Source organism: Flavobacterium gelatinilyticum, assembly GCF_027111295.1.
GTDB lineage: Bacteria > Bacteroidota > Bacteroidia > Flavobacteriales > Flavobacteriaceae > Flavobacterium > Flavobacterium gelatinilyticum.
The window spans coordinates 5,235,162-5,261,545 of the sequence record NZ_CP114287.1; the positions used below are offsets into that span (position 1 = coordinate 5,235,162).

The window sequence follows — 26,384 nt, forward strand, 5'->3', positions numbered from 1 at the left end:
TATAAACTTAATATTTTTGTGCTGTGCGAAAAATTTCCCTGTATATACTAATCCTTTTGATCAACTTTAATAATTGCTTTTTTGGGCAGTTATCAAAAATTCCGGTGCTTGTACAGCATTTTATGGAACACCAGGAGCGATCAAATGCACAAGGACTTGCTTTTACTGATTTTATCGCCATGCATTATTTAGGACAGGATATCGACGACAACGACGATGACCGTGATATGCAGCTTCCATTCAAAAAAGTAGACCCGCATTCGCAGCACCTTGTTTTTATTCCGGGCCGCATTTATACTTCAACATTATCTTTCATTCCGTTAGACTCTGAGTTTGTAAATAATTACAAACACGATTTTCATAACAACCCTTATATAGGAACTCTGTTCAGACCGCCTATTGCCTAATTCTTTTTTACAGGAAATTAACAATGCCATGCTGTTTTAAACGGTGTGAGTATTGCATTTTAGTATTCCCAAAAAAGAAAATATGCTTAATAAAATCATTCAGTTTTCAGTTAAAAATAAACTGGCAATTGGGATTTTCACGCTGCTGTGGATTATCTACGGTGTGTTTGAAGTTACCCGTCTGCCAATTGATGCCGTACCGGACATCACCAATAATCAGGTACAAATTATAACCACCGCTCCATCATTGGGAGCAGAAGACGTCGAACGTCTGATTACTTTCCCGATTGAGCAGGCAGTAAGTAATATCCCGCAGTTAAAAGAAAGCCGCAGTATTTCAAGATTCGGATTATCAGTCGTTTCGATTGTTTTTGATGACGATACCGATGTGTACTGGGCCCGCCAGCAGGTAACCGAACGCCTGCAAAAAGTCGAAATAGACGAGAATGCCAACATGCCGGAAATGGCTCCCGTAACCACAGGACTGGGCGAAATCTACCAATATGTTTTAAAACCGCAGCCCGGTTATGAAAGCAAATACTCACTATCTGATTTAAGAACCATTCAGGACTGGACAGTAAGAAGACAATTGTTAGGAACGCAGGGAATTGCCGATGTCTCGACCTTTGGCGGAAAACTTAAACAATACGAAGTTGCCGTAAATCCAGCGAGATTAAAAGCACAGAATTTAACGATCAGTGATGTGTTTACTGCGCTTAGTCGAAGTAATCAGAATACAGGAGGAGCTTATATCGAAAAGGGGCCTACAGTGTCGTATATCCGAAGTGTGGGACTGGCCAAAAAAATCGAAGACATTGAAAAAATCGTGATTAAAACCACTCAGGCCGGAACACCTGTTTTGGTAAAAAACGTGGCAGAAGTAAAATTATCTTCGGCCATACGCTACGGTGCTTTAACTACAGACGATATAGGCGAATCAGTAGGGGGAATTGTAATGATGCTAAAAGGCGAAAACGCCAGCAACGTGATCGAAAATGTCAAAACAAAAGTTGCTGAAATCGAAAAAATCCTTCCCGAAGGACTTAAAATAGAACCTTTTCTGGATCGTACCAAAATGGTAGACAATGCCATTGGTACTGTTGAACATAACCTCATGGAAGGGGCACTGATCGTTGTTTTGGTTCTGGTTTTATTTTTGGGGAATTTACGCGCCGGGCTTATTGTGGCTTCGGTAATTCCGTTAGCAATGCTTTTTGCTATTATTATGATGAATACTTTTGGCGTAAGCGGTAACCTGATGAGTTTAGGAGCACTTGATTTCGGGCTTATTGTCGATGGTGCCGTGATTATTGTCGAGGCAATCCTGCATCATATTCATTCATCCAAAAAATACAAAACAGCAAACAATATTTCTCAGGAAGAAATGGACAAAGAGGTATCTGGTTCTGCTTCGCGAATGATGAACGCAGCTGTTTTTGGCCAGATTATCATTCTGATTGTCTATCTGCCTATTTTATCGCTTCAGGGAATCGAAGGAAAAATGTTTAAGCCAATGGCTCAGACGGTTGCCTTTGCTATTTTAGGAGCTTTTATTTTATCACTGACCTATGTGCCAATGGTAAGTTCGCTTTTCATCAGCAAAAAAATAAGCCATAAACTTACTATTTCAGACCGCGTAATGCTGAAACTGGAAAACTGGTATGAGAAAGCTCTTAAGCGAGCTTTGGCTCTTAAAAAGAGTATTGTGACAGCAGCCGTTGTACTTTTTGGCTTTGCTGTATTTTTATTTGGATTGATGGGAGGAGAATTTATTCCGCAGTTAGAAGAAGGTGATTTTGCTGTCGAAACCCGTCTGCTTTTAGGAACCAACCTTTCAACTACAACCGAGACGATTGTTAAAATTTCGGCTGCATTAAAAAAACAATATCCGGAGGTTAAAAAAGTAGTCTCCCGAATAGGAAGTGCTGAAATTCCGACCGATCCAATGCCTATTGAAGGCGGGGATATGATTATTGTTCTAAAAGATAAATCAGAATGGACAAGTGCTTCTTCTTTCTCGGAGCTGGCCGAAAAAATGGCAAAAACGGTTCAGGAAACCGCGCCGGGTGTCACAACCGGATTTCAGTTTCCGGTTCAGATGCGTTTCAACGAATTAATGACGGGTGCCAAACAAGACGTCGTTTGTAAAATTTTTGGGGAAGATCTGGACAAACTAGATGAATACTCGGAAAAACTGGGAGCCATAAGTAAAACCGTAAAGGGTACAGCCGATTTATATGTTGAAAAAGTGACCGGAATGCCTCAAATCGTAATTGATTATAATTGGGCCGAAATGGCAAAATACGGTTTGTATGTTCAGGATATTAACCGAACTGTAAATGCCGCTTTTGCCGGGGCCGCCGCCGGAAATATATACGAAGGTGAAAAACGTTTTGATCTGGTTGTTCGCGTTGAAAACAGCGGCCGGCAGGGAATCGAAAATGTTAGAAACCTTTTGGTGGCCACACCATCGGGAGCGCAGATTCCGCTATATCAGGTGGCTTCGGTTCAGGAAATTGAAGGACCAAACCAGATTCAGCGTGAAGATGCCAAACGAAGAATCATCGTTGGGTTTAATGTCCGCGGACGCGACGTACAAAGCATTGTAAACGAATTACAGCAAAAAGTAACTGCCCAGATAAAAATGGATCCGGGTTATTATATTACCTACGGAGGTTCTTTTGAAAACCTGCAGCAGGCAAAAAGCCGGCTTGGAGTTGCGGTTCCTGCCGCACTTTTAATGATTTTCGGTCTTTTATATTTTGCTTTTAGATCGTTTAAAGAAGGGATTATCATTTTTACAGCCATTCCGTTATCAGCTATAGGTGGTGTTTTTGCCCTATGGGCTCGTAATATGCCGTTTAGTATTTCAGCAGGAGTTGGTTTTATTGCTCTTTTTGGAGTTGCGGTATTAAATGGAATTGTATTAATATCTGAGTTTAACCGAATCCAGAAACATGGTGAGATTACAGACCCTTTCGATATTATTATTACAGGAACCAAAAATCGACTTCGTCCGGTATTAATGACCGCAGCAGTTGCTTCTTTAGGATTTTTACCAATGGCTCTCAGCAATGGTGCAGGTGCAGAAGTACAGCGTCCGTTAGCGACTGTAGTAATTGGCGGACTCGTTACGGCAACCCTTCTGACTCTTTTTGTACTTCCTGCCATTTACCTGATGACATATAGTATTAAACCTTTTAGAAAGAAAAAGAAAATGAAAAACATCACTGTAATTATCGCTGCTTTATTTCTGTTAAACGGTTTTAATGGAATATATGCGCAACAGGCTGAAAAGATTTCGTTGCAGCAGTCTATTGAAATTGCGCTTAAAAATAACAGCAGAATTAAAGCTGCTAAGTTCAACGAAGAATCGAAAACGTTTTTGAATAAATCTGCGTATGATCTTCCTAAAACACAAATCGATGCGGATTACGGACAATTCAATAGCCGACTGAATGATACGCGTTTTGGAATCAGTCAAACGATTAATTTCCCAACGGTATATGCACGTCAGAAAAAAGCGTTTACGGCAGGAGCCGAAGCCGCAAAAGCACAAAACCAGCTTACACAGCAGGAAGTAAAATCATCAGTCCGAAAATTGTATTATGAATTGGTATGGCTGAACACCAAACGCGATCTTTTGCATTATGCCGACAGTATTTATCGTTTAATGGAAGAGAAATCGCATTTGCGATTTAAAGCCGGGGAAACGAATGTTTTAGAAAAAAGTGCATCGCAGTCAGCAAGACAATTCTATACCAATCAGCTGAATATGATCGAACTCGATGTAGATATTGCGCTTCGTTCGTTTAACGCTTTATTGCAGGATGATAAAATCTATGCGCCGCAAAAAACAAACATCAAAATGGATTTTGAACCCCTTTCGGAAGTTAAAAATACAGACGAACTGCCTATGACAAAAGTCTGGAAACAGGAAACCGAAGCTGCGAAATGGCGATGGAAAACCGAAAGAGCCCGTTTGATGCCGGATTTAAATCTGGGATATAATAATTTGAGCATTACCGGTTTTCAGACCAATGCTGCGGGACAGGAAATCTATTATGATTCCGGAAACCGATTCAGTTATATTACAGCCGGAATAAGCGTGCCGTTATTCTTTGGAAGCCAGTCGGCAAAAAGTAAAGCGGCAAAAGCGGAATACCAAAATTTAGAGGCACAATCTGAAGCCGTAAAAATTGAAGTTTCGACACAGGTTAAAAATGCTTACAAAGAAGTTCAGAAATTCAGGCAGAGTCTTCAGTATTATGAAAGTGAAGGACTGGCCAATGCACAAACAATTATTGAAGCAGCCAATAGCCAGCTGCGAAACGGAGATATTGATTACCTGCAATGGGTTTTGGTCGTGAATCAGGCGATTACGATTAAAAATGAATATTTGGACACGGTAAATAATTACAACAAGGCTTTGATAACCTTGCAAACGATAACAAACTTATAATGCAATGAAAAAGAAAATCATTTTTGCATTTACCACTGCCGTACTGATGCTGGCATCCTGCGGTAAAAAAGAAGAAACAAAACAAACAGAAGCCAACGGAAGTAAAGATTCTAATATTATAACTTTATCGCCGGAACAGGCAAAGAATGCCGGAATTGTAACCGGAAATGCCGAAGAAAAAGAACTCAGCGCCATTGTACAGCTGCAGGGAGAAGTTACAGTACCGCCAAACAGTCTGGTAAATGTAACGTTTCCGCTTGGTGGTTATATTAAAAAGACGAATATTGTAACAGGAATGAACGTTAGAAAAGGGCAGGTTCTGGCTGTAATCGAAGATATGCAGTACATACAATTGCAGCAGGATTACCTCACGGCGAAGGAGCAGTTTAAAGCAGCGAATTTAGAGTTCAGCCGACAGAAAGAACTGAATGCAAAAAAGGCAAGCAGCGATAAGGTTTTTGAGCAGGTTACTGCCGAACGTGAAACACAGCGGATTGCCATGGCATCGCTGGCGCAGAAACTGGAATTGTTAGGGCTTAATGTAAATAATCTTACGGCTTCGAATATTACAAAATCGATAAGCGTAGTTTCGCCTGTAAATGGTCTGGTTTCGAAAGTAAACATCAACAACGGAAAATATGTGGCTCCTACCGAAATGCTTTTTGAATTAACGAATATTCAGGATGTCATGCTGACTTTTAATGTTTTTGAGAAAGATGTTCAGTCGCTTAAAGAAGGTCAGAAACTTGAAGTGTACAGTAATTCTAATCCTGAAAAGAAATACGACGCGAGAATTCAGTTTATCAACCACAGCTTAAATCAGGATCGTGCAGCAGCTGTTATCGCGCGTTTAGACCGTTATGATCCTTTATTCTTACCGGGACTTTTCGTAAATGCCGCTATTCATGTAACCAGCAAAAGTCAATTAACACTTCCCGAAAACGCCATTGTAGACTGGAAAGGCAAGAGTTATGTTTTTGAAGATAACGGAAACAACAGCTATAAAATAGTAGAGGTAAAAGCCGGAATTGCTCAAAATGGTTTTAAGCAGTTTTCTTCAGAAGCAGTTACTTCTTCATCGAAACTGGTAATTAAAAATGCATATACCCTTTTGATGAAAACTATGAATGAGAGTGAGTAATTTAAATTCTAATATTTATTAGGAGTTAAATACAATTTGATTAAAGATAAAGGCAGTCTATATTTTTGTAGTACTGCCTTTTTTAATTTTATTATGTAGAATTTTACCAATAATCCCATACCCAATAAGTACTGAAGGAAGAATAAGCTGTTTATAACGGAATTTTAAAGGTTTAATAGTATCTTTCTTAATACTATCGTTTTGAATGTTTTCTTGTGCTGATATGTTAAAACCAAGAATTAAGCATGATAATAAAACAATGCTTTTGTTCATTTTGAGGAATTTTTAGAGTAAGCGTAGTTTTATGCAATACCATTTTGCGTTAAATAACGCAACGAAATTTTAATACAATTTTGAATGAATTTTGAATTTTTAAATAACGTGATCATGAATTTATATTTTGTTCTGCAATAAATGATTTAGCTTCAGTTTTTATTAGTTTAACTTTGTCTGTGAAAAATCTCCCTGCATGAATAATTTTGAAAAAGCATTACGAAATCATATCGAACAAATTGTCCCTCTAAATGACGAAGAGTTCCGTTTTATACTTTCTCATTTTAAACTGGAAAAGTATAATAAAAATGAAGTAATGATTGAGGAGGGAAGTTTTGTCGATAATGTATATTTTGTTTTATCCGGACTCGTAAAATTGATTTATACCGATGGAAATGCTAAACAAAATACCGTTTCGTTTGCCATGGAAGATTGGTGGGAAACAGATTTTGAAGCCTATTACACAAAGAGTAAATCTACTTTGTCATTAGAATGTATAGAAGATACTCTAGTGTATAGTTTGTCTCTTGAAAATTTTGAGAAATTGTGTTCTGGCTTGCAAAAAATGGAACGTTTTTTTCTCCGAAAATCGATTGCAGGACACATTGGTTCGCAACGCCGAATTTTGTCATTTATAACCTCCAGCGCCCGCGAAAGATATGAGCAGTTATTAGGCCGAAATCCATCTTTATTGCAACGGGTTCCAAAATCTGTTTTAGCATCTTATTTGGGAGTTTCGAGAGAAACACTAAGTCGTCTTTTTTCGTAAGAAATAAAAGTTGTGATATTTGTCACGCAATAAAAATTACAGCCACTCCGATTTTTGCATCTATTAATTTTTATAAAATAAAAGATGGAAAAGAAAATAATCAATCCGTGGAAATGGCAGGATGCCAGAAATTATGTTCAGGCTGTAGAAGTTTCCAATGTTCAGGGCACACTATATGTTTCAGGACAAACTGCTATAGATGAGAATGGCATATCGAGTGATGCTGATATGAGAAGCCAGTTGCAACAAACGATCGAAAATCTGGAAAAAGTAATTCTTACGGCTAATTATGAATTAAAAAATATCGTTAGACTTAATATCTACACTACCGATTCAGAGACATTATTTCAAAATTTTGATCTTCTGCAAAATTGGATTCAAAAAAATGAAATCAAACAATCAAGCACAGTTCTGGAAGTAAAAAGCCTTTTTGAAACTTTAAAAGTTGAACTAGAAGCTACTGTCGTTAGATTTTAAATGCTAAAAAAAAATCCAAATTCCAATTTATCGTTGGAATTTGGAATTTAAATATTTGGAATTTATTCTTTAATATTTGTCTTTTGTCTGTATCTCATCCTTCCAGTGGTGATCTTTTGGAAAAGGCTGACCGCTCCATGCTTTTTTACTTGTCCAGGCCATACCTGCATCTGTCCAGAAAGGATGTGAAGCAGGAAGCCCCAAAGGCATAAAAGAAAGCGAAGTCATGTATAAACTTCCGTTATTGGTATACCAATCGGCAATATTAGGCTGACTTCCTGCGAAACCAATAGTCAGGTATCCTTTGGCATTAAAATTATTGGCACCGTCAAACATACGCTTCATTACGGCAGTTAATGCAGTACGTACCTGACCGTTAGATACACCTTCAGGAAGTGTGTTGTATTGCGCCATTAAAGCAAGAGGTTGCATAGCAGCCATACGGTACGGAATTGATCTGCCGAAAACCGGAAAAGTGCCTTCGGGAGAAATAAAACGTTCCAGAACAAGTGCATATTTTTGAGCACGTTTTAATTCACGGTCATAATATTTTTCATAATCAATACGTGTACCCGCTCCTGCATCTTTCATGGCCTGGCAGGTTTCAAGATACATGGGATGAAAAACATAACTGCTGTAGTAATCAAAAGAAAATGAAGGGCCGTCAGCATACCATCCGTCGCCTGCGTACCATTCTTCCACTTTGCGAATAGCCGAATTAATACGATATTGATCATAATCAGAACCGGTTTTAGCTAGAAAAGCTTCTATTGTAGAAGAAAAAAGAACCCAGTTGGTATATGGAGGATCAATGCGTCTTAACTGCTGAAATTCGGTAATATAGCGTTTTTTGGTTTCGTCACTCAGCGGTACCCAGAGTGTTTCATACGCGCGGAGAAAACTCTCGGCAATATAAGTGGCATCAACAAGCGCCTGTCCGTGGCCTCGCCATAAAAGATAATCCTTGTTTTCTGGATTTACGGCATTTGCATAACTTTTTAATGCCCAATCGCGTAGTTGTTTACGTTTTGCCCCCTCTTTAGTAGCATCGTCCGGAAGTGTAAGCCAGGGTGAAATTCCGGCCATTAATCTTCCAAAAGTTTCCATGTAAACGACACTGTTGTCTCTGCCGTCATACGAAGTGCTGACCTCAACCAGCATATTATCGCGTAGTTTCCCTTCGGCCATATTGCTCAAAACCGGAGCAGCAATTTTATAAGCCAATTCTGTCCAGTAAGCGCGGTCTTTATTTGTTTCCTGATTTGCTTCTAAATAGCGTACATATTCGCAGGAAGCCAAAAGAAAAGCACCTACACCAAAATTTGAAGTTGAATTTGCGTCTACTATCTGTCCGGGAATTGCTTTTTCGCCAATTGGCTGAACATATCCAATTTTTCCATCCTTTTGTAAAGCAGTGTTTTTAAGATAATTCCATGATTTATTAATTACAGGAACAAATTCTGTTCTGTTCAGGTAATTATTATTGATTCCCCAAAGAATCGCATACGTAAAAAAAGCAGTTCCGCTGGTTTCTGGCCCTGGAGCATGTTCTGGATCCATCATACTTCTGGTCCAATATCCTTCAGGTTGTTGTATTTTGGCTAGAGCAGAAGCCATTTTTTTAAACTTCTGAACAAAAAAATCGCGGTGTTTATAATCAGCAGGAAGATCTTTTAGTACTTTGGCAAGTCCTGCAAGAACCCAGCCGTCGCCTCGTGCCCAGAAATCTTTTTTGTTATTTAAACTCTTATGCTTTGGAAAAACATATTTTGCATCTCGATAATATAAATTTTCCTCGGCATCAAACATGATACTGTCAGAATACAAAAGATACTCATACAATTTATCAAGATACTGCCTGTTGTTGGTTATTTTGTACATTTTGGTCATAACAGGCATCACCATATAAAGTCCGTCGCTCCACCACCAGTAATCGTTTTTGGCAGTAGACATTTCATATTCCATTACCTCTTTTGCTCTTGCAATTTTATGAGGTTCCGGCAGCAGATTGTATAAATCGGCATAGACCTGAAAGCAAATCTGATAATCCCCAAAAAGAACAAATTCATCAGTTTCGCCATACGAATATTTCCATTGGTTTTTATCTTTACTTTTAGCTCCCATCCATTGGTTATGAGCAGCCCAGGTTTCGGAATAGGTGCGGTACTTTTCGTTTCCGGTAAGCATATAAGCTTCTATATTTCCGGTATGATATGCAGCGTTATCCCAGAAAGAACTGGTTTGTGCCGGATTTTTAGACTGCCAGAAGGTATTTACTTTATCAATTATTTTACGAACCTGTTCCGGTTTATCAGTTTGTGCCGATATAGTACTGCATAGTAAAAGAAAAAAGGTTTGTAAAAAGATTTTTTTTAAGAGATGGTTTGGATGCATGCTTTTGGTTTTAATGGTATTAGTATAGAAAAGTCTTCATAAACGTACAAAACGGACGTAATATAAGAATTTTTCAGACAACATATAGTCAAAAAGACATTAAGTTATTCTGCAGCAGTCCAACGGCATCAATCTGTTTAAAAAATCACGATATTAAGCTTCATTATGAATCCATTTACTGCGATTCGTTACATATAAATGCCTGAATAATATATAAAACCCTATCGCCAGTGTGAAGCCGCTTACGCTGAAAGAAATAAAGAAAGGCGTAAGCGAACTCATCATCTGGCTGAAGGCATTTTGTTTTTCGTTCATCTGCCATGCTGCTCTTAAAATACCGGCCGTCATCAGCGACAGCCAGAATACCAGTAAAGAAGCATTAATAAGAAAATAACCTTTTTTGAAAAGTTTTGGTTTTATAAACTGTTGTTTTGTATTTCCAAAAATATCATAAACAAAAGCCATTAACAGCATGCTGTTTATACCAATTGTGGTTCCCATGGAATGCGCTACCGTAACATGCGTACCGTGTGTATAAAGGTTAAAAGCGGGAATAGACATAACAATGGCCTGGCCCAGCATAATAAAAACCCAGATATCAGCAGCGAGCAGAAATTTATACGGGACTTCATGACGGTATTTTTTCGCCGCAGAAAGCGAAGATTTCCATTGATAGATTATTTTTCCAAAAAGAAGCAGTTCCGTCATACTTACCGCGTAACTTACATAACGAATATATGGAGCTGTTGGAAGCGAATAAATATGATGTCCCCAATTGAACAGAAGATTAAATAATCCTAAAGAATAAATAAGGAAAGCCGTAACAGAAGAACTGCTTTTGTTGTCTTCGCTTATTTTATCCATTAGATAAATTCCGGATCCGTAAATAAGCATGTTCCAGGATCCAACCATCGAACCGTACGATTTCCACTGCACGGTCATATCACCTATAATATTTTGTCTGAAATAAGGAATAAGCCATAAATACGACTCTAAAAAAGTAATAAGAAAAAAAACAATTCCTGTAAGCCACATCCAGACATAAACAGGCTGTTTGGTAAGCTGTCGTACCGAAGTGAAAAAATGAATCAGGAATGCAATCCATCCAATTACAATAGGCAGTGCCAATACAGGAGGGAATTCCCAATATTCACGTCCGCCAAAAACTCCCATAAGATACGAAACCATAATAATCGGGATGGCACTCAGAAACATCCAGAATTGTATTTTTACTAAAACTGGATATTTGGCATTATTTTTAAAATGCTCGTTTAGATAATGCTGTACAACACCCACAGCCGCAAGAATAATCCAGAATACAACAGATGATACATGCAGTGGGCGGGTTTTTTCGAAAGAAACAGCAGCTTTAAGAAATCCGGGAAAAACATATTGAAGTGTTCCCAATATTCCAAATAATAAACCCAATCCAAGCACGGTAAGTGCCAGTAGTATAAATTTTTTGCTTGTTTCCATAAATTATTTTTGGTGTGTAGTACCGTCGTTTAAAATTGTAAAAGTTCTGGGATCAGCAGAGCCGCTTTTGTCTATCTCTTTTAGATAGGCGGTAAGTGCGTCCATTTCGTATTGTGATAAATGAAAATCAGGCATGACCTGCGTACCGCTTTTAAGAAATGCTTTTATATATTCGGGACCTTTTAAAGAATACGTATTGGTAAGGTCCGGACCAAGATAACCGCCCAGCTGATAAATTTGGTGGCAGGCAATGCAGTTGTTTTCCTGCCATATTTTTTTTCCCTGATCGGCAAGATTATTATTTATTCCTGCCGTATGAGGCATATCTCTGTAAATACATCCGGAATAGACAAAATAAGAAATGCACAGGGCAGAAAAAAGTAAAACTTTATAAGTATAGGACCGCATAGGTTTTTAGGATATTTTAAAAGATTATTGCATACAGGAATGTGGCGTTCATGGTCTGTATTGAAGCAATATTACTGAGATGTTTTTTTACGGCTTATGATTTTTATCATATTTGACCTAAAAGCAAAACAGACACGGATCAACAGGCATGTGTGTACTTTTTTTTTAAGTCTTTTTCAAAAGATTTAAAAATTGCAGCATTCTTCCTGACGAAGAAAAACTAAGAGCATTCTGATTTTTTCTTATTTTAAAGGTTTTATTTCTCTGCTATATTTCTTATTTTTAGGATAGTAATTGCAAAAAATAAGAAATATGATTTCAGGTGTCAAACGTTTACTGTTTTATATGCTGTTCCTGACGGCATTAGTAATGAAACCGGATACAGCAGCAGCCCAATTACTGGGGCCGGCAAAAACCACAGCGGAAGAAGTTGAAAAAACTCCCGAAGATTCATTGGGAAGAAGAACGCCTCAGGGAACCGTAAACGGATTTATCAAAGCTATAGGCGATCAGAATTATATTCGTGCCAGCCAGTATTTTGTTTTAAGTAAACGCTCGTACCGCAAAGCATCTGAAAGAATCCGAATAGCCAAAACGTTTCAGCAGCTGCTGGATCAGGGCGGTAATTTGTCTCCGTCTACCATTATAAGCAACAAAGAACTCGGACGTCTGGATGATGATCTTGCAACGGGGGTTGATCTTGTTGGAAATATATCAAATAATAAAACAACAATACAGCTTTATGTTGAAAACCAGTCCGATGACAGCCAGCCTCCTTTATGGCTTTTTTCTGCGGAGACCATAGAATCAATTATGTCTGCAGATATTAAAGAGGAGAAAACGTTTCTCGACCGCTTGCTGCCTCCTGTTTTAATCGAAAAAAAATTAGGAAATGTTCCTATCGGACACTGGGCAGTAGTTGTGGTCATGACAATTGTGTCGTATTTATTGTCCAGAATGCTGATTTTTGGGATTGTTTTTCTTCTGCAGAAAATATGGAGAAAAGCAGCCAGTGAAAAAGGCACCGCAATTATAGAAGCTTTTACCTTACCGGTGCAAATGTATCTTACGGTGCTTTTATTTGTGGCATCTACCCAGCGAATGGGAATTTCTATTGTAGTCCGCCAGCGTTTCAGCATCATTATCATTACCATAAGTATTCTGGCTTTTCTGATTTTGTTATGGAGAATGACCGATTTTGTGAGTATGTTTACGCGAAGCAGAATGAACAGGCGCGGGCGTATTTCGGCTGTTTCGGCTATATTATTTTTAAGCCGTACCACTAAAGTTGCTATTGTTTTTATTGGGATAATTGCCATACTGGGAATTATTGGCGTCGATGTTACTGCCGGACTTGCCGCTTTGGGTATTGGAGGTATCGCACTGGCATTGGGAGCACAAAAAACAATCGAAAATTTTGTGGGAAGCGTGAGCCTTATTGCCGATCAGCCCCTGCGTGTAGGCGATTACTGCCGGGTTGATGATATAAAAGGAACGGTAGAATCTATAGGAATGCGCTCTACGATGCTTCGAACCGCCGGACGTACAATTGTAACGATTCCTAACGGACAATTATCTGCCAGTAAAATAGAAAATTTTGCACATCGTGACCGTTTTCTTTTTAATCCGGTTTTAAATTTCAGGATGGAAACCACTCCGGATCAAATGCGTTATCTGCTGGTCGAATTACGAACTTTATTGTTTTCTCATCCCGGAATAATCAATTCACCGCCTATAGTTCGTTTTACAGGCATTACCGCAGATGCATTTAAAATTGAAATTACATCGTATATTGGAGCAATCAATTTTGATACTTCGCAGGAAATACAAGAAGATCTGTTATTACGGATGATGGATATTATCGAAAAAAGCGGCACCTCGCTGGCATATCCGTCTCAAACACTGTACATGACACGTGATACTCCTCCGTCAGCCGAAAAATCAGCTGAGGTATCTGAAACGGTTAAAAAATGGAAAGAAAATAACGAATTGCAGATTCCTAAATTTGACCCGAAACGAATCGAAGAACTAAAAGACAGTATCAAATATCCGGATGACGGCAGTTTTAAATTAAAAGAAGATTAAATCAAATAAAAAAGTCCTGAAAGTTTCAAATTTTCGGGACTTTTAAATTTTTAATAAAAGTAATTTCGGAAATTAAGATACAACATCAAAACCATTTAAAACCATTGCCAAAAGGCTGTATGCTTCAATTAAAAAGATAAGTTCGGCAGTACCTTCTTTTCCTAATAATTCAGATGCAAGCTGATAAGAAGAATTAGGGACAATCCGTCCTTTTGCCAATACAGATGCGATTTCATACGCTATGGCTTCTTGCGGATTTAATTCGACAGGACGAAAACCAGATGCCAGCGATGCCACAGCTTCGGGTGAAAATCCCAGATGTTTTGCCATGATTTCGTGGGCATACAATTCAAAACGGGCTCCAAATGCTGCACCAATAGTCAATATGGCTGTTTCTCTGACTTTTTTAGGAAGCGCAGCATGATTATCCAGTGAACGTACAAAGCTTAAAGCAGGAATTCCGAATTGCGGAAAATTGAGCATAGGAGGAAAAGGACCCGTTAAAGCGCCTTCGCTATTCAGCATAGTAACAGGACCCTGACTGTGAGTGATGAGTTTCACCACTTCGTCGTGTACATAACGAACCTCCGGGTTCATTGTTTCGGGATTTACAGGATTTACTCGCATATTCTTTTTTGTTAAATTACTTAAGACTTTCTTCAAATTGTCCGTCGATCAGGATAAAAACAACCCGACAGGTTTTGCCGGATCTATTACTCCAGGCATGATTGGTTCCCCGCTGTACGATAATGTCACCTGCTTTTGCAGTCGTTTCGTCTTCGTCCAGAATTAACGTTAGTTCGCCTTCCAGAACAATTCCGTAATCAATGGTTTCTGTTTTGTGCATTAACGGATGAGGTGCATTTCCTCCGGCTTTAGAGGCCTGTTCACCGCTCATGGTTTTAAAATGTTCCAGAGCTTGTTCCTGAGTCAGATTTCGTATTTCATCACCTTCTGGAGGAAAATCAATAACCCGGATTCTTGTTCCCTGCTTGGGAGGTCCTAAAACAAGTGTGTTTTCTTCAGGTTCCTGAGACAGAGCATCCAGCAAAGCCGGAGTTTGTTTGGTGTTCCATATTTCATGAAATTTTGCTCCGTTTGGTCCGCCCACCATATAGGTTCTTGCCGGAACTTCATCTGACACAATTATGGCTTTACCTTCTGAATTATGTCCCGTTACAATACGTCTGAATGTTGTTTCCATGATTTCTAGTATTTAGATTCTGTTTTTTTTGAATACATAAACTCCTAAGTAGTGAAAAAGTACTCCTGTCGCCCAGGCTGGAGTAGACCAAAGCGGCCACGGATAAGTAGTATCAGTTAAATACCAGATAATAAAAATTAAGGGTGCTGTTAATACAAAAACAAGAAAGTGAATTCTGAATCCCAGTTTTGGATTTTTGTTTGTTTTTGCCTCGAAGTTAAATTGTGTTTTCATGATTTCGTTGTTTTATTGTTATTAGGTTTTTTAAATAGAAATGAATTAATAGTTTGATTTTCAATTTGTTTACATGACAAAGGTAGAACGGATATTCTGGCAGCGCCATTGACTTTGGTTAAGAACGACTGCTTGATTTTTTAAAACAAAGAATTTTGTACTTAGCAGAATAAAATCTAATTTTAAATGTTATTATTTCTCTTAACTTGTTGTTATGGATGCAATTAAAACCGTTATAACCTCGATTGTACCTATGTCGGATGACGAGTACAGTCTGATGCTTCCTGTCATCAACAGAATGAATGTAAAGAAGGATTCAGATCTTTTGCAGCAAGGCGATATATGCCGCCACATTTACTTTATAGAAAGCGGTTTTTTCAGGATGTTTTATGTCGATTATAAGGGTAACGAGATTAACTGCAGGTTTGCAAAACCCAATGATTTTCTGGTAGATTTCGCCAGTTTTATTACCCAGAAAACAGCGCACTACCATTGTCGGGCTATGGAAGATTCAAAAGTTATTGCGTTAGAATACAGTAAAGTCGAGAATTTATATCACAGTTCTCCCAACTGGTCAAAATTTGGAAGATTAATAGCAGAGTCTGCTTATCTGACCATCATCGAAAGAGAAGAAATGCTCCATTTTCAAACTCCCGAAGAACGATACAAAACCATCTTAAAAAAAGAGCCGTATCTTTTTCAACTCGTGTCTCAGAATCAGCTTTCATCTTACATTGGCATTAAACCCGAATCTTTAAGCAGACTTAGAAAAAGAATGACAGGCAGATAATTAAAGATTCAGTTTGTAATCTTAATTAAAATAACGGAAGACGATAAAATCTCCCGTTATTCCAATAGTCTGATGCATTATTTTTTAGCCAGCCAGCTTGCTGTAGCTTTAGAAAAATCGGCTACATCAATAGGGTGTCGGCTGGTAATAATATTGGCATCTACTACAACAGGTTCATCGGTTACGGTGCCGCCTGCGTTTTTAAGATCGACCTGAATATTCCAGTATCCGGTAAGTTTTCTTCCTTTCAAAATATCGGCAGATGCTAATACTACAGGCGCATGACAGATAGCTGCGATCAGTTTGCCTGATTTATTAAAATCCTGAATAAATTTAATAACATCTTTGTCATAACGAAGGTTATCCGGATTCCATGCACCGCCCGGAATAAACACGGCATCATAATCACTTACTTTGATCTGGTCTGCAGTTCGGTCAAACTTAATCCAGCCTGTAGGCTGTAAATACTGAATCGCCATAATATGGGTTTTTGCCATTTCAGGACTGCTTAATCCGTATCTGGCGGGAGCAGGATTGTATTTTGGGGCAACAATATCAACCTGAGCGCCAAGTTCTCTAAAATACCATACCGGTCCGGTTAATTCGATTTCTTCAAAACCATCAGCGGCAAGAACCGCAATTTTTTTGCCTTTTAATACCGTCTTGTCTTTTACAGGAGTAAAAAAGAAGTCTCGTAAAGCTTCGTTTCCGGGTGCATTTAATAGCTGTGAAACCGGCATAACCGATACATGGGATGGAGTCGATAATTGATTCATTACATCCAGCTGATGGTCTTTGCCCTGAGCTTGTGCATTAAGAAATGAAGTTCCAAGTACTCCTGCAGCGATAATTTGTTTTAAATTTTTCATGATTTTTAATTTTAATAGTGTTTATAATTGTTTTTAATAATTTTATTCTTTGATTATTCTCTTGTTAATGGAGCAAATTCGATCAGATTATGAAGTCCGTTCTGAAAAGGCGGATTTTTAATGCTGGTTTCCAAAAATTCGATAACCGGTTTAATAGGAGGGAAGCTGAGGTGATATTGAAAAGCATCCTGGCTTCTGAATTTTTCGTAGGTCACAAATTGTGTATCATCTCCTTCAATTTCTGATAACTGATAGGTTACAACTCCCGGTTCACTTCGAAATTGAGGCATTGCCGTATGATACGTGTCTTTAAAATTTTGCTGCGTTCCATTTTTGGCATCAACAAAAAGCATAATAACCAGCTGTTTGTCTTCTTTTTTTGCTGTTGTGCGCCATTGCTCTTTTGTAAGTGGTTCAAGATCTTTTAAATAATACGTTTTGGGTACATTTTTAAGCAATTTTTCATTTAAAGACTGTAACGATTCTGCCTGTTTTCCTTTGCTGAAATTTTTCAGCTGATTCTTATCGTTCCATCTTTCAATCAGCCATAAAACATTGGATTGGTTCTGATCATAAAAAGCTTCGGCCATAATGTTACTTTTAGAAGCAAGGGCAGAAGAAACATAACCTGAAAGTGTTTTTTTAAATTCAGACAGTTGCTCTTCTTTTACCTCAAAACGCGTCATTTTTGAAACCGTTTCGGTTAAAACTCTTGTTTTTATTTTATAAGAGTTTTGGGCGTCTGCACTGCCTGTTATAAGTGTAAACACAAACGCGGCGAGGCTCATGGCATTTTTAGAAATTGATTTGTAAGCTGTTGTTTTCATAATTTTCATTCTTTAATTGTTGAATTTGTTAAACAAAATTTTGTAATCAATAATTAGCTTTGCATCTAAGACAAATTTCCGTCAAGTCAAAAATCTGGAGGTTGAGCAGGCTCACTTTAAAAGTGTGATGCGGATCACACTTTTTGTTTTCGTTTTAAGATTTTGGAATCGTTTGTTATGTCTAATGGATTGAATTACATTGTATTACGAAGCAAAAGTAAGCCTGTAATTCTTTGTAAATCATTGACTTTGGTTAAGAATGAATTTTTTTAGTGATCCAGACAGGCACAAAAAAAAGCGTGATCAGAATCACGCTTTTAAATTTTTTACAATTTATCGCTGAGCAGCCGAATACAATCTGCTGAGGGTTTCCCGGCTTACGCCAAGGTATTCGGCAATGTATTTTTTTGGAATTTTCTGCATAATTTCCGGATAAAGGTTTGCAAATTCTTCATATCGTTTTTTAGGATTGTTTGAAAGGAGTGAAATAATCCTGCGCTGTTGTGCCGAATATCCTTTGGTGAGTTTCATTCTGAAAAAATGCTCCATTTTGTGCATTTCGGATGCCAGCTGTTCCCGTGCCGAAAGTGTGAGGCATAAAACCAATGCATCTTCCATACAGACAATATTGATTCCGGATTCTTTCTGATTGAAAAAAGCATTGTAATCAGACAGCCACCAGTTTTCGAGTGCAAACTGCACAATATGTTCTTTTCCTTCTTTATCAATATAAAAAGCCCTGAAAATACCTTTAATTATCCAGTATTCAGAGGTAACTTTATCTCCGTCCTGAAGTAAATACTGGTGTTTCTTTACTTTTTTTTCTGTAAAAAAGGTTTTGATATAATCAAATTCTTCAGTCGTTACGGGCGTAATTTCTTCAATATGTTTTCGCAGTTCGTCCATAATAAAATTACCGTTGTTCTTTGGGGTTTTGATTTGTTTTATTCAATAAATTTATAAAAAAGTAATTGATAAACATGGCTTTACCCAAAATCCCATTTTTCAGAAAGTACAGCATATTTTTTAAAGCCGTAATTGTTGGCGGTATTTTAGGATTGCTCTACGGAATTGTAACAGATACGAGTTCGATTTACGACCATTTGGGTTTTCTGCCTGCCATTGTAATTGGTATTGCGATTGGTTTTATTGTGATTGTTTTTGAAAATGGTATCAAATTAAACCAGTATCCGTTTTTATTGGTTATGCTGCTAAAAGCAGTTGTGTACGGGATTAGTATATTTATCCTGCTGATTCTTTTTATGACAGGTTTTACAGAATTATCCGGAAAGCATATCTACAAGGAAGGGCTTATTATGTATGCGCACAACCGGCTTGCGGGCGATTTCTTTTTCTCACTCGGCGCCTCTGTATTTTTGATTCTGTTTTTGGAAGTCAGCAGTTTATTAAGTTCGCGTTTTTTTTATAATTATTTTACCGGACGCTACCACAGACCTGTGCAGGAAGAGCGGATTTTTATGTTTGTTGATGTAAAGTCTTCGACCACAATAGCAGAAGAATTAGGCGATATACAATACAGCCAATTACTGCAGGATCTTTTTAATGATTTTACAGATGGAATCCTTGCTTCTCACGCCGAAATTTATCAGTACGCCGGAGACGAAATCATCCTGACCTGGAAAACTGCTCAGGGACTTAAAGCACGGCGCTGTTTGTATTGTTTTTATCTGTTGAAGGAAATCATCCACGCTAAAAAAGAGTATTACCTGCAAACCTATAATTTAGTTCCAAAATTCAAAGCCGGAATGCACATGGGAACTGCTGTAACAGCCTGGGTTGGAAAAATAAAAAAAGAAATTGTGTATCACGGCGATCTTCTTAATACCACAGCCAGGATTCAGAGTACATGCAACGAACTGGAACATGATTTCGTTATTTCCGAAGCCATAAAACAAAATCTGCATGATGATCCCGATATTACTTATAATCTGAAAGGCGAAATACTTTTAAGAGGAAAAGCACAGCCGTTGAAACTATTTACAGTCGATTTTAATTTGGAAGAAAGTAAAAATGCAGCTGAAAATTAAAATTCCAGCTGATTTTTATTCAATATTAATTTCGATTGGCACTGTTTGCCTGTCTGATTGCTTTAGGATCCGTTAGATTAAAACGGTACACAAAACTAAGCCGGTATCTTGCCGCGTTTGGAATACTATTTTCTTTAATAACATAATTGGTTCCGGTTGTAATGCTTTTATTCTGGCGCAGGTTAAAAGCATTTGTTACATCAAAAACGATAGTTGCTTTGTCTTTCAGAAGAATTTTACTCAGTCCAAAATCAACAGATTGCAGGGCTTCGTTTTTGGTTTGTGCATTTTGAATGGCACCGCGAAAATTATAGCGTTCCTGAAAACTAAATTTAGCCGGAAGTTTAATCTGTGTGCTTAAACGTGCCGTGAAATTTTGTCCGCTGTAATCCAGATTCTCTTCATTGTAATTTCCTTTTTGTTTAAAATGAAAAAAGTTTGTTTCTGCATTGATCTGAAGCCATTTCGACGGATTATATAATGCGGATATTTCAATCCCGCTGCGTATCTGATAATCAATATTAACAGGCATCGTATAGAAAATATCATTTTTCCGATAGGTAAAATCCTGTATATATCCTTTCTCATTCTGGTAATAAAGCGAAGGGTTTAAAGTGAATGTTTTCCAGGTTTTCAGAAACGCCATTTCAAATACATTCGTATAAGACGGATTCAGATCCGTATTTCCTATATACTGAGCATTCAGGTCTGTAACTTCATTAAAAGGATATAGAGCATATAATGACGGGCGTCTGATTCTTTTGCTGTAATTGAGCTGCAAAGTCGAACTGCTGAACTTATAACTCAAATTGACGGAAGGAAAAAGTTTGTTGTACTTTTTTTCGTCATTGTAAGTGTTTTTCATATCGGTAATCGATACATCGGTAAACTCGGTGCGGAGTCCGAATATATAACTAAAACTTTTCATTTTATCACTAAACTGGGCATAAGCACCTGTTATAGTTTCGCTGTAATTCAGATCATTATCAATATTCTGATAAATCGTCCAGTCGTTACCCTGCTGTTCCTCGGCTAAATAATCACTGGAGACTTTTCTAATTTCGGTTTTAACTCCAAATTCCAGTACCGAAACACTGTCAAGAGGCTGAATAAAATCGGTCTTGGCAAGGAAATCTTTACTGTTTCCGGTTGATCTGGTTCGGATTCCGGGATAAACCAATGCATCCGGAAATAAACGCTGTGTTGAAAGATTCCAGTTTTTATCGCTGTTCCACCAATCGTACTGAACGTCAATAGTCCATTTTTTTGCCGGGTTTTTAAAGGTTCGGGTATAGTTAAATTCTAATTGGCTGTAATCGCGCTTTTCGAGTGATTTTCCATTTCTCGTTAAAAGACTATCCAGCGAATTGCTGTTCGAATTGCTTTTGTAATCGTAATGCAAATCCGTTTTATCGTTATCGTGCGTGGCATTTTTTAAAAACGCCGCCGTTATGGTTTGATGTTCATTAATAAAGTAATCGGCACCCAAATACAGCAGTTTACCATCGTCATGACGGTCTTCGTTCTGAACACGATTCATAAATGAAGGAGTATCATTTGTACCTGTTGACTGATTTGTGGTATACAACCCCGCATAATCTGAAGACCGGATGCTGAAATTAGAAAAAATATTGATTTTATCCGATTTGTAGTTCAGACTAGGATTGAGACGGCTGTCATTAGGAGAACCGGCAACCAGCCGAACCTGACCGCTGAAACCGCTTTTTTTATTTTTTTTGAGAATAATGTTAATGATACCTGCAGAACCCGCAGCATCATATCTCGACGACGGATTGGTAATGACTTCTATACGATCGATCTGGTCGGCTGCAATTTGATCGAGGGCATTGTTCTGCGTAAGTCCCGATTGTCTTCCGTTAATCAAAACCAAGACACTGTTGTTGCCCCTCAGGCTTACAGCTCCGGCAGGACTGACAGCAACAGAAGGTACGCCGTTTAAAACATCATGAGCCGAACCGTTTTGCGATAAGACATCTTTACCGACTTCAAATATCTTTTTGTCCAGTTTTAAGCTTACATTCGATTTTTGTCCGTTAACTTCTACTGTGTTTAATTGTACGGCATCTGTAATTAAATGAATAGTCCCTAATTCTATTTTGGGTTTTCGGGCTGTGATTTCCAATATCTGAGTGTATTTCTGATATCCCACATAACTGAAAGAAAGCGTCATTTTACCCATAAAATCACCTTCAAGAGTAAATGCACCATGATTATCCGTTACTCCCGCTGTGATCATTTTTGAAGTATTATCCAGTACTGATACGGTTACATAAGGCAGTGCTTCTTTGGTTACATTATCCTGAACTTTCCCCGAAATCACGGTTTGCTGTGCAGTTGCAAAAAAAGAAATAAAGAAAAATAAAGTGTTGATTATTAGGTTTTTCATCTTGATTGGTTTTTACACTGCAAGATTAGTCCATAAAATAAAGGACTGTTTTTAAAAACATGCAAACGGCTCTATGGACTTTTAAAATGCATTTCGCTATTCGATATTTGTTTTATCTTTATCCTATGCACCGATTTACCTTTTTCACAGTTTTAGTATTGCTAATGTTTACCTCGTGTAAGCATTACGAAGAGTATGTTACAACTGATGTGACTTATACTGCGGCTGGTGACGATCCGTATGATTATTTAAACACCGGCACCGAATCTGTTTTTAAAGTTGAAAGAGAAATAGAAATCCAAAAACGTAAAAACAAATGGGAACCGCTGGGATTACAGATTAATGCCTTTGGTGCTTTTGATGTCTATTGGGATGGTATTTTGGTGGGAAGAAACGGGAGAATGGCAAAACCCGGACATCCCGAAATTCCTGGAACAGAAATGAGTTATTATCAAATTCCGGAAAAATTATCTCATTTAGGAAAACATGTTGTTACCATAACAGGCACGCAGACTCAACTGAGAGATGCCAAACGTGAAATTCATGTAAAACTAAAAAGCTATTTGCTGCTTCAGCGTTCGCCTCTTGTTGTAATATCGTTTATGAATATCATGGCAGGCGCTTTTCTAATTGCGGCGATCTACTATTTTTTTGTGTATATAAACAGTAAACGAAAAGAATCAACCGTTTTGATTTTTGGAATAATCTGTCTGCTATTCTTCTTTTTACTGATTTTAGAATATGTAAAATATTATATCACCATTCCGTATACCCATTTTTATACCCGTCTGCAAATTATCGGCTGGCTGACCTTTGCCATTTCGATGCTGATTCCGTGGTATTTTATGCTGCAATTTGAGTTTAAAAGAAAAAACATCCTTTTGCTTCTTTTGCTATGCATTCTCATTGCGATCTATATAGTGTATTACGGTCATTATGATACTTCAGCAGCCTATTTTAGTTACGCAACGCGTCTGGTTTCTATTTTTATAGCGGCCCATGCAGCATTCAGAAAAATTAAAGGCGGATTAATTGTAGCTGCAGCTCTGCTTGCCGGAGTGGTCGTGAATTACCTTATGTTTTATGATTTCGGGTTGTTTATTTCTTTTACGATTTTGGTGCTTTGTATGCTTTATCTGCATACCATTCGGGCAAAAGCCATAGAAGAAGCTCACGAAGCCTCATTGCTGCTTTCTTCAAGACTGCAATTGCAATTGGTTAAGAAAAATATTCAGCCGCATTTTCTTCGAAATACGCTGACTTCATTAATTGACTGGATTGAAGAATCGCCAAAAGAAGGCGTTGTATTTATTAGGGCGCTGGCAGAAGAATTTGATATAATGAACGATATTGCCGAAGATACACTTATCCCGATCCGGCAGGAAATTGCATTGTGCAAAAGGCATTTAGAAGTAATGTCTTTTCGGAAAGAAATTGGTTATGAATGGCAGGAAGAAGGAATTGATGAAAATGAAACCATTCCGCCCGCTGTTTTTCATACTATTATAGAAAACGGAATTACACATAGTCTGCCTCCAAAACAAGGCAGTATTATTTTCTTTCTAAACTTTAAGAAAAACGACGAATTTAAGCAGTATACACTCCGGACTCTGGCCCAAAACCGACAGTTTAAAAAAGACAAACGAACCGGAACAGGTTTTAAATATATCAAAGCAAGGTTGACCGAAAGTTACGGCACAAACTGGTCTTTTGATTCGTATGCTGTCGAAAATGGCTGGGAAACCACGATTAAAATTTTTGGTAAAAGATGAAGATTCTGATTATTGAAGACGAAGCCCGCATTGCCAGGCGAATCGAAAGAATGACCCGCGATTTCTTTAATAAGGAAATCCAGATTCTCCTTTCGGATTCGCTTGACAACGGACTGCTGCTAATTGAACAGCACTCAATTGATTTGCTGCTGCTGGACCTGAATCTGAATGGAGAAGACGGCTTTGAAATACTGCAGACTTTTGCTGCAGGATCATTTCAGACGATTATTATTTCGGCCTATACAGATAAAGCCATTACGGCATTTAATTACGGAGTCCTCGATTTTGTGCCCAAACCTTTCGACCAAAGCCGGCTGGCACAGGCTTTTATGCGTTACACCACACCCGGAAAACAGTCAGGAACCGGAACGCGTTTTTTGGCCGTAAAAAAAGCAAAAACAATCAGCCTGATTCCAGTTCATGAAATTCTGTATATCAAAGGTGCCGGAATTTACACAGAACTTCATCTGGAAAACAACCGGATGGAACTTCATGATAAATCACTGGAATCATTAGAAAAACTGCTTCCGGAAACTTTTGAAAGAATCCATAAATCGTTTATTCTCTGCTGGGATCAGGCCGATAAATTTGTTGTGGAAACAGGAGGGAAGTACAGTATTCTTTTAAAAAACGGAGAATTGCTTCCGGTAGGACGTTCAAGATACAAGGAAATCAAACATAAACTAATCTGAGAATTCAGAATAAGAACATTGAAGATTTAATCATAAGATTTTTTTTATTTTTAATTAAACCTTCAGTTATTTTTAAATTCTAATAATAGTTAATCGGCTTAAATTCATTGAATTATAAAGATTGAAGATTTGGATTTTTTACTGAATAACAGACTTAAACCTATGTAACTAACTTAAACCACTTGCGAAATGAAAAATACATTACTTATCATTCTTTCTTTGTTTTCTTTATTAGTTTTTGCCCAGGATCAGGAAATCGATGCCATTATAAAAAGAGAAATGAAGGAACGTAAGATTCCCGGATTAGGGATTTCGGTTGTCAGGAATGGTAAAATGGTTTTAAGTAAAAGTTATGGTACTGCCAATATTCAGGATAGTATTCCTGTAACAGCACATTCTGTTTTTGCCATTAACTCGATAACAAAAGTTTTTACCGCCACAGGAATTATGAAACTGGCAGAAGAAGGAAAACTGATTCTCTCAGATCCGGTTTCAAAATATTTAGATTTTTTTCCTTCAAACTGGGATTCTTCCGTTACTATAAATCATTTATTAACTCATACGTCCGGCCTTCCGGATATGCTAAAACTTCTGGACCAGAATACAGGAAGCGTAGGCAGTTTAAAAAATGAAGAAGGAATCTGGCAGAAACTTATAAGTCAGCCTATGGATTTTAAACCCGGAGATGCATTTAGTTATAATCAGACCAATGCTTATTTGCTGGGAAAACTGATTGATAAATTTTCAGGTAAACCTTTTGCAGTATATTTTGAAGAACATCAGTTTAAACCCGCAGGAATGCGTAATACAGTTTTTGGAGATTCCCGCGATGTGATTCAGAACTTTGCCCCAACTTATTTTTGGAGAAAAAATATAGATGGAAGAATGCTTGAAAATCCCGTTTTAATTCACAATTACTATGAATTTCCTTATTTCAGAAGAACTGCCGCAGGCTTAAACAGTACTGCAGAAGATATGGCAGGATGGATAATAGCATTGCAGAATGAAAAACTGCTTACCAGATCGTCACTTGAAAAAATGTGGTCGCCATTTGTATTTAATAACGGAAAAAAAACACCCTGGAGCCTTGGCTGGGGAATGAATAAATTTAGAAAAGAACACCGTGCAGTGGGAATGTCAGGCGGCGGAAGGTCTGCTTTTCTATTATATCCTGATGATAATCTTGCGGTTATCGTTTTAACCAATTTAGGCGGAAGTTACCCCGAAGATTTTTTGGAAGAACTGGCAGGAATATACAATCCGGATATTGTAAAAGCAGACCCGGTTACTAACTTACGAATTTCACTTAGAAAAACAGGTTTTGAAAATGCCATTCCTTTTTCAAAAAAAGAAATGAAGAGAAATCCTCTTTTTGTTCCTAATGAATTTGAACTTAATGAATGGGCTTACAGAATGATGGCAAAAGGACAGAATAAGGAGGCTCTGGAAATTTTTAAACTCAATGTGTATTTGTTTCCCGAAAGCTGGAATGTGTATGATTCTTACGGCGAAATTTTGGCTAAAACAGGAGATACTAAACAGGCAGTATTGATGTACCAAAAATCAGTTACACTCAATCCTGATAATGAAAACGCAAAAAAGGTACTCGAAAAACTGCTGCATAATTAACATGAAATCTTCATATCAGC

The 26,384-nt window shown here is 37.8% G+C and carries 22 protein-coding genes; 11 read left to right on the forward strand and 11 right to left on the reverse strand.

Translation table 11 applies throughout. From position 1 onward, the window contains the following. Positions 1-122: 122 nt before the first annotated feature. From OZP11_RS22675 to OZP11_RS22685, 3 genes are all read left to right on the forward strand, one after another. Positions 123-407 carry a hypothetical protein gene (locus tag OZP11_RS22675; protein ID WP_281232758.1) on the forward strand — a complete coding sequence of 95 codons (285 nt, stop codon included), beginning with the start codon at positions 123-125 and terminating at the stop codon, positions 405-407. A gap of 82 nt (positions 408-489) precedes the next feature. Beyond that, complete coding sequence (locus tag OZP11_RS22680; protein WP_281232759.1) at positions 490-4,869, forward strand: CusA/CzcA family heavy metal efflux RND transporter; 4,380 nt, start codon at positions 490-492, stop codon at positions 4,867-4,869. Between the two features lie 4 nt (positions 4,870-4,873). Beyond that, the gene (locus OZP11_RS22685) at positions 4,874-6,010 is read left to right on the forward strand and encodes an efflux RND transporter periplasmic adaptor subunit (RefSeq protein WP_281232760.1); all 1,137 of its coding nucleotides are present in this window, start codon (positions 4,874-4,876) and stop codon (positions 6,008-6,010) included. 57 nt (positions 6,011-6,067) lie between these two features. On the opposite strand, the gene OZP11_RS22690 is transcribed toward OZP11_RS22685, so the two are convergent. Next, positions 6,068-6,283 (reverse strand): hypothetical protein, encoded by a 216-nt coding sequence (locus OZP11_RS22690; protein ID WP_281232761.1) that lies wholly within the window; start codon positions 6,281-6,283, stop codon positions 6,068-6,070. Positions 6,284-6,479: 196 nt separating this feature from the next. On the opposite strand from OZP11_RS22690, the gene OZP11_RS22695 reads away from it, so the two are divergent. Together OZP11_RS22695 and OZP11_RS22700 are read left to right on the forward strand one after the other, a co-directional pair. Next, positions 6,480-7,052, forward strand: coding sequence for a Crp/Fnr family transcriptional regulator (locus OZP11_RS22695; protein ID WP_281232762.1), 573 nt, complete (start codon positions 6,480-6,482; stop codon positions 7,050-7,052). Positions 7,053-7,136: 84 nt separating this feature from the next. Continuing rightward, positions 7,137-7,529: a RidA family protein gene (locus tag OZP11_RS22700; protein WP_281232763.1), complete on the forward strand. Its 393-nt coding sequence runs from the start codon at positions 7,137-7,139 to the stop codon at positions 7,527-7,529. Between the two features lie 69 nt (positions 7,530-7,598). Here the strand turns inward: OZP11_RS22700 and OZP11_RS22705 are convergent, their stop codons facing one another. From OZP11_RS22705 to OZP11_RS22715, 3 genes are all read right to left on the reverse strand, one after another. Continuing rightward, positions 7,599-9,923, reverse strand: a complete 2,325-nt coding sequence (locus tag OZP11_RS22705; RefSeq protein WP_281232764.1) for a DUF2264 domain-containing protein — start codon at positions 9,921-9,923, stop codon at positions 7,599-7,601. 153 nt (positions 9,924-10,076) lie between these two features. Then, entirely contained in the window at positions 10,077-11,399 is a 1,323-nt protein-coding gene (locus OZP11_RS22710) for a cbb3-type cytochrome c oxidase subunit I (protein WP_281232765.1), read from the reverse strand. 3 nt (positions 11,400-11,402) lie between these two features. Beyond that, on the reverse strand, positions 11,403-11,807 hold the full coding sequence (locus tag OZP11_RS22715) for a c-type cytochrome (RefSeq protein WP_281232766.1): 405 nt from the start codon (positions 11,805-11,807) through the stop codon (positions 11,403-11,405). A 312-nt stretch (positions 11,808-12,119) separates the two neighbouring features. On the opposite strand from OZP11_RS22715, the gene OZP11_RS22720 reads away from it, so the two are divergent. Then, positions 12,120-13,892, forward strand: a complete 1,773-nt coding sequence (locus tag OZP11_RS22720; RefSeq protein ID WP_281232767.1) for a mechanosensitive ion channel family protein — start codon at positions 12,120-12,122, stop codon at positions 13,890-13,892. 72 nt (positions 13,893-13,964) lie between these two features. On the opposite strand, the gene OZP11_RS22725 is transcribed toward OZP11_RS22720, so the two are convergent. From OZP11_RS22725 to OZP11_RS22735, 3 genes are read right to left on the reverse strand one after another with little or no spacing between them, the layout of a single operon-like run. After that, positions 13,965-14,519 (reverse strand): carboxymuconolactone decarboxylase family protein, encoded by a 555-nt coding sequence (locus OZP11_RS22725; RefSeq protein WP_281232768.1) that lies wholly within the window; start codon positions 14,517-14,519, stop codon positions 13,965-13,967. A gap of 16 nt (positions 14,520-14,535) precedes the next feature. After that, complete coding sequence (locus OZP11_RS22730) at positions 14,536-15,096, reverse strand: cupin domain-containing protein (protein ID WP_281232769.1); 561 nt, start codon at positions 15,094-15,096, stop codon at positions 14,536-14,538. Positions 15,097-15,108: 12 nt separating this feature from the next. Continuing rightward, positions 15,109-15,330 carry a 2TM domain-containing protein gene (locus OZP11_RS22735; protein WP_281232770.1) on the reverse strand — a complete coding sequence of 74 codons (222 nt, stop codon included), beginning with the start codon at positions 15,328-15,330 and terminating at the stop codon, positions 15,109-15,111. A 214-nt stretch (positions 15,331-15,544) separates the two neighbouring features. Here OZP11_RS22735 and OZP11_RS22740 point away from each other — a divergent pair, with 214 nt between their 5' ends. After that, positions 15,545-16,120: a Crp/Fnr family transcriptional regulator gene (locus OZP11_RS22740; protein ID WP_281232771.1), complete on the forward strand. Its 576-nt coding sequence runs from the start codon at positions 15,545-15,547 to the stop codon at positions 16,118-16,120. Between the two features lie 77 nt (positions 16,121-16,197). On the opposite strand, the gene OZP11_RS22745 is transcribed toward OZP11_RS22740, so the two are convergent. The 3 genes from OZP11_RS22745 to OZP11_RS22755 all read right to left on the reverse strand — a co-directional run bounded on the left by OZP11_RS22745 (position 16,198) and on the right by OZP11_RS22755 (position 18,722). Beyond that, positions 16,198-16,989: a type 1 glutamine amidotransferase domain-containing protein gene (locus OZP11_RS22745; RefSeq protein ID WP_281232772.1), complete on the reverse strand. Its 792-nt coding sequence runs from the start codon at positions 16,987-16,989 to the stop codon at positions 16,198-16,200. A gap of 53 nt (positions 16,990-17,042) precedes the next feature. Next, positions 17,043-17,816: a putative quinol monooxygenase gene (locus tag OZP11_RS22750; RefSeq protein ID WP_281232773.1), complete on the reverse strand. Its 774-nt coding sequence runs from the start codon at positions 17,814-17,816 to the stop codon at positions 17,043-17,045. 333 nt (positions 17,817-18,149) lie between these two features. Beyond that, positions 18,150-18,722 (reverse strand): Crp/Fnr family transcriptional regulator, encoded by a 573-nt coding sequence (locus OZP11_RS22755; protein WP_281232774.1) that lies wholly within the window; start codon positions 18,720-18,722, stop codon positions 18,150-18,152. Positions 18,723-18,796: 74 nt separating this feature from the next. Here OZP11_RS22755 and OZP11_RS22760 point away from each other — a divergent pair, with 74 nt between their 5' ends. Next, positions 18,797-19,864 (forward strand): adenylate/guanylate cyclase domain-containing protein, encoded by a 1,068-nt coding sequence (locus OZP11_RS22760; RefSeq protein ID WP_281232775.1) that lies wholly within the window; start codon positions 18,797-18,799, stop codon positions 19,862-19,864. A 25-nt stretch (positions 19,865-19,889) separates the two neighbouring features. On the opposite strand, the gene OZP11_RS22765 is transcribed toward OZP11_RS22760, so the two are convergent. Then, positions 19,890-22,271: a TonB-dependent receptor gene (locus OZP11_RS22765; RefSeq protein WP_281232776.1), complete on the reverse strand. Its 2,382-nt coding sequence runs from the start codon at positions 22,269-22,271 to the stop codon at positions 19,890-19,892. Between the two features lie 59 nt (positions 22,272-22,330). On the opposite strand from OZP11_RS22765, the gene OZP11_RS22770 reads away from it, so the two are divergent. The 3 genes from OZP11_RS22770 to OZP11_RS22780 all read left to right on the forward strand — a co-directional run bounded on the left by OZP11_RS22770 (position 22,331) and on the right by OZP11_RS22780 (position 26,364). Beyond that, positions 22,331-24,043 (forward strand): histidine kinase, encoded by a 1,713-nt coding sequence (locus tag OZP11_RS22770; protein ID WP_281232777.1) that lies wholly within the window; start codon positions 22,331-22,333, stop codon positions 24,041-24,043. Further along, positions 24,040-24,735 carry a LytR/AlgR family response regulator transcription factor gene (locus tag OZP11_RS22775; RefSeq protein ID WP_281232778.1) on the forward strand — a complete coding sequence of 232 codons (696 nt, stop codon included), beginning with the start codon at positions 24,040-24,042 and terminating at the stop codon, positions 24,733-24,735. The genes OZP11_RS22770 and OZP11_RS22775 overlap by 4 nt, the downstream gene beginning before the upstream one ends. Positions 24,736-24,924: 189 nt before the next feature. Next, on the forward strand, positions 24,925-26,364 hold the full coding sequence (locus OZP11_RS22780) for a serine hydrolase (RefSeq protein ID WP_281232779.1): 1,440 nt from the start codon (positions 24,925-24,927) through the stop codon (positions 26,362-26,364). The last annotated feature ends 20 nt before the right edge of the window (positions 26,365-26,384 follow it).